At 39.5% G+C, this 11,173-nt stretch carries 10 protein-coding genes; 6 read left to right on the forward strand and 4 right to left on the reverse strand.

The genetic code is table 11. The features are described 5' to 3' along the window. Positions 1-170: 170 nt before the first annotated feature. Positions 171-1,958: an SLC13 family permease gene (locus tag ACKVDP_RS13140; RefSeq protein WP_409229348.1), complete on the forward strand. Its 1,788-nt coding sequence runs from the start codon at positions 171-173 to the stop codon at positions 1,956-1,958. A 51-nt stretch (positions 1,959-2,009) separates the two neighbouring features. On the opposite strand, the gene ACKVDP_RS13145 is transcribed toward ACKVDP_RS13140, so the two are convergent. The 4 genes from ACKVDP_RS13145 to ACKVDP_RS13160 form a co-directional block, all read right to left on the reverse strand. Next, positions 2,010-3,758: a putative glycoside hydrolase gene (locus ACKVDP_RS13145; RefSeq protein ID WP_409229349.1), complete on the reverse strand. Its 1,749-nt coding sequence runs from the start codon at positions 3,756-3,758 to the stop codon at positions 2,010-2,012. A gap of 19 nt (positions 3,759-3,777) precedes the next feature. Beyond that, the gene (locus tag ACKVDP_RS13150) at positions 3,778-4,866 is read right to left on the reverse strand and encodes a polysaccharide deacetylase family protein (RefSeq protein WP_409229350.1); all 1,089 of its coding nucleotides are present in this window, start codon (positions 4,864-4,866) and stop codon (positions 3,778-3,780) included. Between the two features lie 274 nt (positions 4,867-5,140). After that, the gene (locus ACKVDP_RS13155; protein ID WP_409229351.1) at positions 5,141-5,371 is read right to left on the reverse strand and encodes a MoaD/ThiS family protein; all 231 of its coding nucleotides are present in this window, start codon (positions 5,369-5,371) and stop codon (positions 5,141-5,143) included. Positions 5,372-5,564: 193 nt separating this feature from the next. Beyond that, a complete protein-coding gene (locus ACKVDP_RS13160; protein WP_409229352.1) occupies positions 5,565-5,921 on the reverse strand; it encodes a DUF488 domain-containing protein in 357 nt (118 codons plus the stop codon). Positions 5,922-6,230: 309 nt separating this feature from the next. Here ACKVDP_RS13160 and ACKVDP_RS13165 point away from each other — a divergent pair, with 309 nt between their 5' ends. The 5 genes from ACKVDP_RS13165 (at position 6,231) to ACKVDP_RS13185 (ending at position 11,145) form a co-directional block, all read left to right on the forward strand. Continuing rightward, complete coding sequence (locus ACKVDP_RS13165) at positions 6,231-7,688, forward strand: alanine/glycine:cation symporter family protein (protein ID WP_409229353.1); 1,458 nt, start codon at positions 6,231-6,233, stop codon at positions 7,686-7,688. Between the two features lie 389 nt (positions 7,689-8,077). After that, positions 8,078-9,760, forward strand: coding sequence for an MASE3 domain-containing protein (locus tag ACKVDP_RS13170; protein ID WP_409229355.1), 1,683 nt, complete (start codon positions 8,078-8,080; stop codon positions 9,758-9,760). Positions 9,761-9,811: 51 nt separating this feature from the next. After that, positions 9,812-10,261 (forward strand): hypothetical protein, encoded by a 450-nt coding sequence (locus tag ACKVDP_RS13175; protein ID WP_409229356.1) that lies wholly within the window; start codon positions 9,812-9,814, stop codon positions 10,259-10,261. 130 nt (positions 10,262-10,391) lie between these two features. After that, on the forward strand, positions 10,392-10,910 hold the full coding sequence (locus ACKVDP_RS13180) for a transposase (protein WP_409229357.1): 519 nt from the start codon (positions 10,392-10,394) through the stop codon (positions 10,908-10,910). Beyond that, on the forward strand, positions 10,882-11,145 hold the full coding sequence (locus ACKVDP_RS13185; RefSeq protein WP_409229358.1) for a hypothetical protein: 264 nt from the start codon (positions 10,882-10,884) through the stop codon (positions 11,143-11,145). The genes ACKVDP_RS13180 and ACKVDP_RS13185 overlap by 29 nt, the downstream gene beginning before the upstream one ends. The last annotated feature ends 28 nt before the right edge of the window (positions 11,146-11,173 follow it).

Here is an 11,173-nt window from a genome sequence, read left to right on the forward strand (position 1 = left end):
ATTATATTTTAGAACATGAACTGTAGATTTAATGATCTTATCCTATAATCAATTGACATAACAATTTAATTCTATCATTATAATCATGCCTTTAAAAGTCCTAAATCCATTTGGTTGATAGACACACTCAGGTGGTATAATTATACTAGCGACAGGATGGGAGGTAAGGCATGTTTGATCAAATAGTAGTATTTTCAGTTATTGTGGTAATTCTTGTGCTTTTCATAGATGGCAGAATTAGATATGACTTCGTGTCATTAGGGGGATTGGTTGCACTTTCAATTGCAGGCGTAGTAAAGCCTGAGGAAAGCTTTTCCGGGTTCAGTCATCCAGCGATCATAACTGTTGCAGCTGTTCTTGTTATAAGCAGCGGCCTGGTAAAGACAGGTGTCATAGATCACATAGTTTCTGCTCTAAACAGAAGAAGCAAGTCTTCAGCGGTTGTAATGACCAAGCTGATGATGATTACTGCACTCCTTTCAGGATTCATGAATAACATTGGGGCTTTGGCCCTTGTTCTGCCAGTGGCAATTAAAGTAGCCAGGGAGCACAAGTTTTCGCCTTCAAGAATACTGATGCCACTTGCATTTTCGGCCCTACTCGGTGGAATGACAACTGAAATCGGCACCCCCCCAAACCTTATAATCTCATCCTACCGTCAGGAACATGGCCTTGAAGCCTTTGGTTTTTTTGACTTCACACCTGTTGGCTTGACCGTTACTATTCTTGGAGTTGGTCTTATGGTTCTTCTTGGTGGCAGGCTTATTCCAAAGAGAAAGACAATTGGTGTGGAGAAGCTTTTCAACATAGGCGAGTTTCTGTCAGAGGTTCAGGTGGTTGACTCCAGTAAGCTTGCTGGTAAGCCAATGATGGACATGAATAGGATTCACAAGCTGGACATAGATGTGTTGAGCATAATCAGAAACGACCAGAAAATAGTTGCTCCCGGACCAGATGAAATCCTGGTTTCAGGGGATATACTAATCATTAAGGCATTGTCCCAGGATTTGGCGGATCTGATCGATAAGACCAATGTCCTTCTGAAGGGTACAAAGAAAACTCTTCAGGTGGAGGAATCAATGATTAAATCAAGAGATACGGCACTTGTCGAAGTGGTTCTTAGGGATGACTCACCTATCATAGGCCGTACTGCCCTGGAGACAAAGCTTAGGAACAGGTACAGCATAAATTTGGTGGCTGTATCAAGAAAAGGTGTCTATTCAGTTGATCGTTTGAAGAGCATTAGATTCAGGACTGGAGATATTCTACTGATTCAAGCACCAACATCCATCCTGAAGGATATCTATTCAAAGCTTGGATGTTTACCATTGGCTGAAAGAGGCTTTGAAATTTACCCTGACAGAACAAAATGGAAGCTGTACTTTACTGCAGGAATATTTGCCCTTTCTGTCGTTTTGACTACAACAGGTCTGTTGCCTGTGCAGACTGCCTTTGCTTTTGCTGCCACTGCCCTTGTTCTTTTCAGAATCCTGACACCAAGAGAATTTTATGATGCGATTGAGTGGCCTTCAATTATCATGCTTGGTTCACTTATTCCTCTTGGTGGTGCACTTCAAAGCAGCGGAGGGGCAGATACCATAGCAAATATTCTCTTGAGGGCATCTACAATTCTAACACCTACACTTATGATTGGTCTTTTGATGATCTTGACAATAGCACTTGCAAATCTAATAAGCACATCAGCAACTGCTATACTGATGGGTCCGATTGCGCTTAGTATTTCCATGACAACCGGGGTCTCCCCTGACCCCTATCTAATGAGCGTATCAGTGGCTGCATCCGCTGCCTTCCTGACTCCAATCGGACACCAGACCAATATGCTGGTTATGGGTCCTGGCGGCTACAAGTTTACTGATTACTGGCATCTTGGGCTTCCACTGACTATTTTACTTGTCACAGTTGGAGCTCCTCTGATCCTACTGGTGTGGCCAATGTAAATTATAAAGGTCTGCAGAAACTGTAGTTTTCTGCAGACCTTTCCATTTCAATTATTCCATATTCTGTTCAACCCATTCTATCTCAGGCTTACTAATCTTGAATACTCCATTTTCTTCTTTAATCATAAACTCGGCATTCACCATGGCAAATACTCCAATATCTGATTTGTAATCAACATCAACCTTTGCCAGATAATTCCCATCATCTATTTCTATTATCTCATTTATGGCAAAGCTTTGGAGCACAGGATTTATTTTTTCGTAGTCCTCAACAAACTGGTCATAGTCTTCAGCTCGCTCTTCGATTGGTGTCAAAAGATAAACCTGTGGGAGTCTTGTGCTTCTTTCAGCCTTGAGAAATCTGTCAAGCGCCATTTCAGGGGTCCTGTCCATTATGTCATGGCCTTCTTTTCTGGTTGAATCATCTATTCTGTCATGATAGAAAAAGCTCATTGGGTTATAGTTATTTCCTGCACTCCAGATTATATACTCCTCTATTCCCAGTTCAGCTGCAGCCACCATCTGATCTGAAATCGCCTTTTCATCATACCTGATGTTGCCCTTTACCCAAGAAGCTGTAAAACCCTGGAACCATGGTCTTATAATAGCTGGTTTCTTCTGTGCTGCATTTCTCTCTATTGCCTCCATTATAGAAATCCTTGCCACTTCATATGGATACCTGTCAGGAACATCGAATCCATAGACCCCTGGTCCATAATGACTTGGATAGATCATAGGACAGATATATTCAACTTTATTGGCAATTTTCCTCCAGGTCTGTCCGATATCCTCAGGCTTGTCGTCCCAGGAGTGGGTAATGAAACCAAAGACATCCGCAGAAAGGTGAACATTATAGGGTCTCAGCTGCTCACTGGCATATGTAAGAAAGTCCTCTATGCCCTCATCCTTGTCTTTTCCATCTCTCCCTGGAAATTCCGTTATGGGGTTGTAATATCTTGCATTGTCAGGAAACCTAACATAATCATATTGTATTTCATCGAAACCTCTAAGTGCTGCTTCTTTGGATACCGCAACAACATAATCCCAAACATACTGGTCAAAGGGATTCACCCAGGATTCTCCTGCATTATCCAAATAGACGCCGCCCTCCTTAAGCAGGATTGCGTGGGCTGGGTTCTTTGCTGCAAAGATTGGATCCTTAAATGCCACAATTCTTGCAATTGTATATATTCCATTTTCCTCCAGATAGGTCATCAATGGCTCATAGTCCCTAAATGGAGGGTTTATGCTTGAGCCAACCTGGTTGACTATTTCAAGGTCGCTTTCCCAGGTAACAAGTCCATGATCGTTCTTTATGTCTATTACCATTGCATTTATTTCTGATGCCTTGGCTATCCCCAAAGCCACCTCAAGCTTGTTTACATCTCCAAGCCGTGACGTATCAGGCGTCTCTCCCGATTGACCACTTAAGGCCAGGACATAGTCTGCATAATAGTCTATGTCCTCTTCCTGGAATTTAAAGCCCGCTACATTACCTGTAAGATAGAGTGCCTTTGCCTTTTCTGTTTGAAGCTCATTGTCTCCATCCAATGGGGGCAGCGGAACATAGAACTCTCCCATTTCCTCTTTTCTCTTCTTCTCAAGCTCCTCCCTTTCTTCAAGCAGGGCCTTTCTTATCTCTTCCTGGCTAGGCTCCTCTTCTTCAGGAATTTCTTCAGCTTCAACAGCCTCTTCCGGCTCCTGTTGCTGTTCAGTCTGGTCCTGGGGTGCCATGGCACATCCTGTCAGAATAGAAAATACCAGTATGGTTAAAATTAAAAATAAAGTTCTCTTTTTCAATGCTACACCTCTTCAAGTCTTATTTTTTGTTGTAGATATAGATTTCCCTTTGGATCTCTGAATCAATTTGATCAAGCCTATCTTCGGGAATAGTTACAATGTCAGGATTTCCATCGCTTATAAAGCGTTCTTCAGGATTATTCTCAAAATACTCAAGATAGTTGTACATCCCAACATTATCAACCTTCATTTCGCTGGCTCTTATCCTTGGAATGCTTTCGGAATTGAATCTTGCATCAAATGGTGAATAGCCAGGATTCCAGCCAACATTAAGTATTGCTATATTTTCATAGGGAACTCCCTCAAAAGAGCCTTCCTTGAGATACTTGGTCTTTGCTTCATCTTTTGGTCTTGTACCATATGGTAAAGCAATTGTGTTTACCTTGTATTCCTCCACATCCACAAAGCTTTCCAGATATTGAATTTGCTCCCCAATCTCCTTTTGTAGCATTTCTGCTGATGCCTCTGTAAAATTGGCATGAGTTTTGGAATGATTTCCTATGTCCATTCCATTTTCAATGAGAAATTTAAATTTCTCACCTATAAGCTCCCTCTGTCCGAATGGAACATCCCCAGTAAGAAAGAAGGTGGCCGCTGGTGAAAAATCCGGATTTTTCTTATGAAAATCCATAAGAAGCCCAACTGCTGAATCTGGGTTTATGGACCCGTCCTCAAGGTATTCGAAATTATTCCTGTTTCCGTCATCAAAGGTTATTACAATGGGTGTGTACCCCTGAGGAGTGGTGATATTTCCACTTGCATAGTCCTTTAGGCTAATTGGTCTATAGCCCTTGTCATAGATGTTTTGAAGGTCTTTCTTGAAGTTTTCGGGAGTTCTCGTCCACTCCTCCTCCGTTTCCCCTATGTTGTGGTACATGAGGACCATGATTCTTCCAGACTCATTGGGATTGAGGTCAAGGTTGATTTCTTCCTTGGGATCCACTGGCTCTTCAATCTCCTCAAGTTTAGACTCCTCTTTCACCTCTTCAGCTATTTCATCTGTCACTTCTTCAACAATTTCATTCTCTTGAAAATCACTTGACTCAGCCTGAGCGCACCCAGCCATCAGGCTTGCCAACAAAAACAGTATAATTGCTCTTTTTATCATGAATTTACACCCATTTCGTTTTAATTTGGGATTTGATTTTCGCTGTTCTCACCAATATTTCCCTGGCCTTTATTGTACCATGGTAACCATGGTGTAACAAGGCTGATTGATGCATGAAGGAAAGTAACATATGTCGACTAAACCTTGTCTTATACTAATCTGAGCAAAAAAAGGATACAAACATCAGTATCCTTGAGTTTGTATCCTAAATTGATTTTGGAAATAAAGTAGCCGCTCTATTCCCTCCTGATGATCTGGCCTTTATGGTCTTCTTCTAATGGTGAATTGTCCTGTACTCAGGTACCAGCGCCAGTACATCATGATCGTGCAGCTTGTTGTCAGTTGTTGCGTGAATCCCGTTCACCAGTGCCATGCCAACGTCATCCTTCGACAATGACAGGTCTTTCAGTACCGTGGAGATAGGTATATCATGTGGGTATTCAATTTCCTGCAACCCCTGTCTTCCGTTCCTGAAGGTGGCAAACAGCTTGACTTGTACTTTCATAGCTATCAACACCTTTCCTTGGATTGATATTATTATATCATTCTTGACATATGTTTGCAATTGTTTTTCCATATTTATTTCATTATTTTCGATAGATCGTAATTATTATGCAGCCAAACTTGAATAAAGTCATGTTTTTTATTCATATAGGGGATGCGGTCTGACATAAGCCATTATAGTACCAAGCATCAGGCTATTTCAAAATCAATTCCCTAAGAACTGTCGCGTGATTCTCTACTACATTCTTGGATGCAGTAAGAAGTGTTACATTAGCTTCATTGAGTCTGGAGTTTATACTAGAGACAAAAGCCTTTGTCTCCTCATTGTTTTCAAGCTCTTTGATGTAGTTGTCCCTGAAAAGATCGAACTGAACCAAATTATTGTGGTATTTTCTTCTTAGCTCATTTGAGGGAGCCATATCCTTGGCCCACATGTCCAATGCAGCATTTTCCTTGGAAACTCCCCTTGGCCAAAGCCTATCAACCAATACCCTGAATCCATCAACTTCTGAGGCTGGATCATAGATTCTCTTGATGAATACCTCACTCATACCATCTCACTCCTTAATTATTTACTTGGTAATATTTCATTGGATATTATCCCTATAGAACTTTATTCAGACTATACCATAATATCATCTTTATTTGAATGTCATCTCAAAAATCCATCCATTTTTCCTAGTTATTTTTGCAATCTAATTTGTATTTTTCAACAATTCTAATTGTATTTTTCTTGTTAGATTTTTAACTATTCTTAATGTTGAGAATTTTCTATGAAATCGCTTGCCTTGTAACACTTTTATGTAGTATAATTTGTTCATGTAATTCACATATAAATCAAATAATAAGGAGGTTAGTGAATGGGACCAATTGTTGATTTTTTGAATGCAGTCATTTGGAGTAATGCATTAGTTTATCTACTTCTTGGAACAGGTTTATATTTTTCATTGAGAACACGTTTTGTTCAGGTACGTCTTATCAAGAAAATGGTTAGTTTACTATTTGGTAATGTAGCTTCTGACACAGGTGTATCATCATTTCAGGCTTTTGCTCTTGCTGTAGCAGGCCGTGTTGGTACCGGTAATATTGCCGGTGTTGCAACTGCCATTGCTTTGGGAGGACCAGGAGCAGTATTTTGGATGTGGGTAATCGCATTCCTTGGAGCAAGTTCAGCATATGTTGAAGCTGCTTTGGCACAGGTATACAAGGATGAAGTTGATGAGCAGTATCGTGGAGGACCACAATACTTCATCGAAAAGGGTCTTGGTATCAAGTGGTATGCGGTTGCTTTTTCAGTTGCAACTGTAGTTGCAATGGGATTCTTCCTACCAGGTATACAATCAAATGCTATTGCGGTTAGTATCAATAATGCTTTTGGTATTGCAACCGGGATTACTGGTGGAGCAATAGTTTTAATTTTGGCACTTATTCTATTCGGTGGTGTAAAGCGTATTGGTAGAGTTGCAGAAAAAGTAGTACCGATCATGGCAATTGTGTATATAGCTGTTGCTTTGCTTATGATGATATTTAACATTTCAGAGATTCCAAGAGTATTCGGTCTTATCATCGGTAGTGCCTTCGGTGCGGAGCAAGCATTTGCAGGTATAATCGGTGCAGCAATATCAATGGGAGTTAAGCGTGGTATCTACTCAAACGAAGCAGGACAGGGTACTGGACCAATGGCTGCGGCTGCAGCTGAGGTTGACCACCCTGCAGAGCAGGGTCTTGTTCAGGCCTTCTCAGTTTACTTCGATACATTGTTCGTTTGTTCAGCTACAGCCTTTATGATAATTGTTTCAGGAATGTACAATGTTTATGATGGCGATGCAATAATATTTGAAGGAGCTCCAGGAATCGAGTATGGACCTGCATTTACACAAAGTGCAATAGATACATTTATCCCTGGATTTGGTTCAGCATTCGTAGCTGTTGCAATATTCTTCTTTGCATTGACTACTCTACTGGCTTACGGTTACTATGCAGAGGTCGGTGTTGCTTACCTGTTCAAGAAGGGTAAAACCAGACATACAGTAATAACTGTAACTAGATTAGTATTCCTGGTATCAGTATTCTATGGAACCCTAAGTACAGTTGGAGAGGTTTGGGCACTTGGTGATATCGGAGTTGGACTGATGGCATGGTTGAACGTAATAGCCATACTTCTACTTTCAAAAACAGGTCTCCTTACTTTGAAGGATTACGAAGATCAGCTTAAAGCAGGAGTTAAAGTTCCTACTTTTGATCCTGATAAACTTGGAATCAAGAATGCTGAAACTTGGAAAGGCATTAACGCTAGAAAAGCCAAGCAAAACGCGTAAGTCGAGACTTATTGAATTATATGTGTGATTACATGATATGATTATGAAAATGACGTCACTTATCAGAGGATAGGTGGCGTCATTTTTTTCGTCTCTTGCTCTATAAATTCCTTGAGATGCAATTCATTTTATCTTGTCAATTAACAAGCTAAATCGGATATAGCCTTCCCCTTTCCCCCTCTCCTTTCTATTCCAGGATGTCCCCAATATAGGAGTATCCCAGTCCAGATGATTCAGCTGCAATAACAGTGTTTTGTGCTTGAACCCTATAATAATGGGAAAATCCCTTGATAGATATATACTGGTCCTATATAATTAAAAGGTGCAGAATTACACATCATTAGGCTTGTGTTGATTCTTACACAAATAATTCAAGGAATGAGGGTCTTATGGAAAACATACACAATCAGTATTTTAAGGAACTGAAGCTATACAACAGAATAACAGTTGTTTTCTTACTATCTATCTCCCTTTACATTATTGCAGGCATATATAACGATGTTTTCATAAAACTTGTTTCTGTTGCAAGCTATCTCACCTGGCATATGATCTTTGAATTCGCCAGCGTTCTGGTATCCTTTTCCATATTCACCGTTACTTATTTTGTCTACAAGGAATCAAGGAAGCTGAGCATGATTTTTTTGGGTTGTACATTTCTATTTATGGGTACCCTTGATGCTATGCATACCTTCAGCTTTAAGGGCATGTCAGATTTTTTCATAGCAAATACCACTGCCAACAGAGCAACCACCCTCTGGATCCTTTCAAGATCTCTCGGTAGTCTTGGGTTTTTAGTGTCTGTATTGATTCCTGACAGCAAGAAGGGAAAGATCAATAATGGTATCTTTGCCATTGGAACCTTGCTTTTCTCCATTCTGCTGTTTGTAATTGTTACCTATTACCCCAATGTATTTCCTCCCATGCTCATTGAAGACTCAGGGCTAACAACAATTAAAATAGTGATGGAATATATTATAATAATTATTATGGCTATCACCTTCCTGATCGTTTTGTCTCAGTACAGAGTAACTTCACAAGTTAGGGATTACCAGTACCTGTTAGCTTTGGTTTTCTTGATTTTTTCCGAATTTGCCTTCACCAATTATGGTAGCGTCTATGATGCGTTCAACTATATTGGACACATCTATAAGGTGGTAGCATATATGATTCTCTATAAGGCCATCTACGTGGATAACGTAAGTGAACCATACAGGGAAATGAAGAAAGCGAGAAATGAACTAAAGGAATACTCGGATAATCTAAATAGGTTGGTAAAAAAGCGTACAAGGGATTTGGAAGAGGCAAACTCAATGCTACTAAAGGATATTGAGTATGCAAAGGAAATGCAGATTAGACTTATGCCTGCACAGCTTCCAAAGGATGAATCCGTATCGATTCAAGCGGAATATCTACCTGCTGAAAGATTAAGCGGAGACTTTTATAATCTGGTTAGGCTTGATGAAGACAATGTGGCAATCTACATTGGTGATGTTTCCGGTCACGGGGTATCCGCAGCGATGCTAACCATTTTTGCCAATCAAAATATAACGCCTATTAAGCCTGATGAGAATGAGGAAGATAGAATCACACCTCCATCAACTATTCTTGATGATGTATACCAGAGCTTCAACGAGACTAATTTTCAGGATGAAACATATATCCTGATGCTCTATGGAATCTACAATAGAAACACTCGAGTATTCAGATATGCATCAGCTGGAATAAATGTTCCTCCCTATGTAATCAGAAGGTCTGGAGATGTTGAAGAGCTTGATTCAAAGGGTTTCTCAATCTGTAAGCTTGGAGAATTTGTTAATCCCACCTATGAAGAGAGAAAAGTACAACTTGAAAAAGGGGACAAGCTCTTTTTGTACTCAGATGGTTTGGTTGAGGCAAGAAATTCTGATAATGAAATATTTGGACAGAGAAATATGGAAAGATACCTGAAGAAAAATAGCTTTATGAAGGCCGGTGAGTTGAAGGAAGCTCTAAGGAAGAACCTGTGTAATCATATTGGAAATCTGGATATGTTAAAGGATGATGTAACCTTTGTCATACTGGAAATCAACTAGATAATCTGATATAACAGCATTGTGGGTATAGTTGTATTGAGGTGATATATTGTGGAAATTTCAGAACTGATCCATCTAATAAAAAATGATGAAAGAGATAAAGACAGGGAATTTATTCTAGAGGAGCTATACTGGAGCAATCTAAGTGAGTTGGACCAGGAATCCATAGAGCGTATCATTTCTCCTTTTGTCTTGGAATCTAAAACTAAAGGTGAAATCGCTGGCGCAATCAAGCTTTATGGAAATCCAGACGGAGCACATATCGAACTTTTTCAAAAGATGATAATTGAGCTATATAGAAAGAATCCCTTATCCTATATCGAGGCAGCAACGGATTATCCTGCAGAAGGTTTGGATACCCTCTATATATTCAGAAATAAATCAATATTCCAGGATGTTGCTAAAGAAAAGGAATCCCTTATTGCACAAGCAGAGAATGATAATATGAAATCAAAAATTGATCTTTTCTTCAGGATGTATGATAATCTCTGCAACACCTGAGTCTAGTGATATCAATCAGTTGATTGCAAAGAGATAAAGAGAGTGGGGACGGTGACTTTTTTACCCATTTATTTGGGAATTGTTTTTTATATATTTTGTGAAAAAACAAGGGTGTAAAGGAGGCTCTTGAATGCCAAGATCTGCAAGGAAAATAAGTTCTACAGGAATCTATCACGTAATGATAAGAGGTATTAATCGTTCCCCGATATTTCTAGGTGACAGCTCTAAAGGTATGTTGCTTAAGATCATTGAAGAAGTAAAGATTAATATGTCATTTAGGCTATATGCCTATTGCATCATGGATAACCATGCTCATATGCTGATCGATGAAAATGGTACTTCAATAAGTGAGATTATGAAAAGGATATGTGGTTCTAATGGCAACAAATACAATAAGATTCACGGAAGAATGGGCCATTTGTTCCAAGACCGATTTAAGAGCGAATGCGTAGAGACAAATGCTTATTTTATTACGGTTTCAAGATACATACTAAACAATCCTGTTAAATCAGGTCTTGTAGAATCAGCAATTGATTATAAATGGAGCAGTATGCGTGAGTATACTACTACAGGATCAATAACAGACACAGATTTGCTTTTATCAATGTATAGCAATGATAATGAATCATCAAAGAAGCATGTTGCTTAAGGATCTTGAGAAAGAAGATATTGTTTACCTAAATGAAAACAACATTAGGCGAACTGACAATGAAGCTAGGTTAATATATGAACGTTTTCTTGGAGACCTATCCATTGATGACATAGGATGTCTTGAGCACAGATCCAGAGTCAGGCTTATTATGAATCTAAAAAGCAACGGACTGACCAATGCTCAGATAATTGCTCTAACTGGTTTACATAGAAAAAGTGTGATTGGTATATAATGGATAAAATTGGAACCGTCCCCATTTT

The sequence above is a fragment of the Gudongella ferriphila genome (genome assembly GCF_046224405.1).
In the GTDB taxonomy this organism is placed as follows: Bacteria; Bacillota; Clostridia; order Tissierellales; family Tissierellaceae; genus Gudongella.

What these genes read in the sequence shown, in the direction of transcription:
- ACKVDP_RS13155 (WP_409229351.1), bottom strand. Translation starts at nt 5,371, where the DNA reads ATGAAAGTACAAGTCAAGCTGTTTGCCACCTTCAGGAACGGAAGACAG.
- ACKVDP_RS13180 (WP_409229357.1), top strand. Translation starts at nt 10,392, where the DNA reads ATGCCAAGATCTGCAAGGAAAATAAGTTCTACAGGAATCTATCACGTA.
- ACKVDP_RS13160 (WP_409229352.1), bottom strand. Translation starts at nt 5,921, where the DNA reads ATGAGTGAGGTATTCATCAAGAGAATCTATGATCCAGCCTCAGAAGTT.
- ACKVDP_RS13185 (WP_409229358.1), top strand. Translation starts at nt 10,882, where the DNA reads ATGAATCATCAAAGAAGCATGTTGCTTAAGGATCTTGAGAAAGAAGAT.
- ACKVDP_RS13140 (WP_409229348.1), top strand. Translation starts at nt 171, where the DNA reads ATGTTTGATCAAATAGTAGTATTTTCAGTTATTGTGGTAATTCTTGTG.
- ACKVDP_RS13165 (WP_409229353.1), top strand. Translation starts at nt 6,231, where the DNA reads ATGGGACCAATTGTTGATTTTTTGAATGCAGTCATTTGGAGTAATGCA.
- ACKVDP_RS13150 (WP_409229350.1), bottom strand. Translation starts at nt 4,866, where the DNA reads ATGATAAAAAGAGCAATTATACTGTTTTTGTTGGCAAGCCTGATGGCT.
- ACKVDP_RS13170 (WP_409229355.1), top strand. Translation starts at nt 8,078, where the DNA reads ATGGAAAACATACACAATCAGTATTTTAAGGAACTGAAGCTATACAAC.